Origin of the sequence: Moorena sp. SIO4A1, from assembly GCF_010672065.1 — a bacterium.
Classification (GTDB): domain Bacteria; phylum Cyanobacteriota; class Cyanobacteriia; order Cyanobacteriales; family Coleofasciculaceae; genus Moorena.
This window is the reverse complement of sequence record NZ_JAAHHX010000625.1, coordinates 1-1,571: the sequence shown is the minus strand read 5'-3', so window position 1 is coordinate 1,571 and position 1,571 is coordinate 1. Positions and strand designations below refer to the sequence as shown.

1 protein-coding gene and 1 pseudogene are annotated in these 1,571 nt (G+C 40.3%); one reads left to right on the top strand and one right to left on the bottom strand.

Annotated features, from left to right (window positions below; genetic code table 11):
• Positions 1-800: caspase family protein (locus F6K53_RS41310; protein ID WP_293086140.1), on the bottom strand; the 800-nt coding region annotated here is incomplete at its 3' end.
• Positions 801-894: 94 nt separating this feature from the next.
• Between F6K53_RS41310 and F6K53_RS41305 the strand changes: the two are divergent.
• A pseudogene (locus F6K53_RS41305) lies at positions 895-1,299 on the top strand (CU044_2847 family protein).
• Positions 1,300-1,571: the final 272 nt, after the last annotated feature.

Below are 1,571 nucleotides of genomic sequence, written 5' to 3'. Positions count from 1 at the left end.
CAATCAAAATAAGCCAAACCTTTATAATGACAGATATTTTTTGCCGAGGCAGCCAACTGTTTTGTTGCTGCTGTCCACCTACGAGTCAGATTAATCGTTTCACCAGAATTACTAAAAACAGGACGCTGGGGAAAAGCATTCTGTTGTTGAGTAAGTAAATCAACTAAGGAATAGTTAGTTACCCATCGCTCCTGGCTTGGTTCCAATCCCTTGATCAGTGCAGAGGTGAGAACACTATGATTACTATCAATTTCCTCATAGGCGCGTTCAAAGGCACGAGAAGCAGCAATGAAACACCGGTCTCTGCCTTTACCCCGGTCTCCAGGGTCTGCTTCTGCTACATTTAGGACTTCTCCTGCATAACAGCAATCTAAAATAATAATCTGTTGCCTTACTTCACTGTCTTGTAGTAGTTCCCGCAACCATTTTAAACGAACACCCCAGTTACCCATATCCGGGTTTACATCACTAGTTGCCAAAAAGCCTTCTGATATACCCAGGTCTTCCCGTAGTCCATGCCCAGAAAAATAGAGTAGCGCCGTATCTGGGGTTTTTCCATTTGGTTTGAACAATTGTACTATTGTTTTTTTTAGCTCAGTTTGAGTGACTTTGGTTTTTTTACCAACACGAATAGCATTATTCTGTTTATCCTTAACTGCCGGGAGTCGCGTTACCTTAAAGTCTCCATACTTCTCTAGTAATTGGGCTATAGCTTCTGCATCCCGCCCAGGTGCCGTTAAATTATTGAGGTGTTCATAGCTATAGGTATTAATCCCGATTACTAAGGCATTCCGACTCATAACAACCAGCTTTTTTTTTAGATAAATAAATAATTAATAGGGATACAATTATGTTAGCAATTTTGCTGGTAAATAGTTTATTAAATATTATCCTATGAGACAATTAACGCCAATTCAGCTAGAGGATGGCACAATTATTTATGTTGAAGCTACAGAAGATTTAGACATTCCTACGGTAAGCAGCCCAGACAACCAAGACGAAGAGGAAGAGGAAGAAGAAGCCCTCACCGACAAGGGCATGAGTGCTCCTGAAAAACTACGACAACAAATAATACAACACGCTCAAATCATTGAAGGTACGATCCGGGCTTACACCATTATTGGCTTAAATGCGTTTAAGAAAAAGCCAATCCCTAATGTTAAAAAAGTAACCCTAGAATTGGGAATTTAATTAGGGGGAGAAGCTGGTATTACTTATGTTACCAAAGGCACTGCTAAAAGTAATCTTAAAATAACAGTAGAGTGTGAGCTTTCTAAGCAAGTTGAAACTAAAACTTAGTTAAGACAAATAGCCCCAGGGTAAACACATTTACAGATGGAGTGCGTACCCATGTTCAAAGAGAGGGTACGCACATCGCATCCTGAGTATTGGGAGTGCGATCTTTTTTTTGCCTTACTTTCTCTGCCAAATTGGGTGTCGGTGATTGCGACTCCCATGCCACCCATGCTGTCCTTTTCAAAAGTCTTCACTAGTTCCATTAGACTCAGACTTGAGCAGATGACAACGTACTATATAGCGTTTATCATAACTATGAGGTACACATTGTTTTA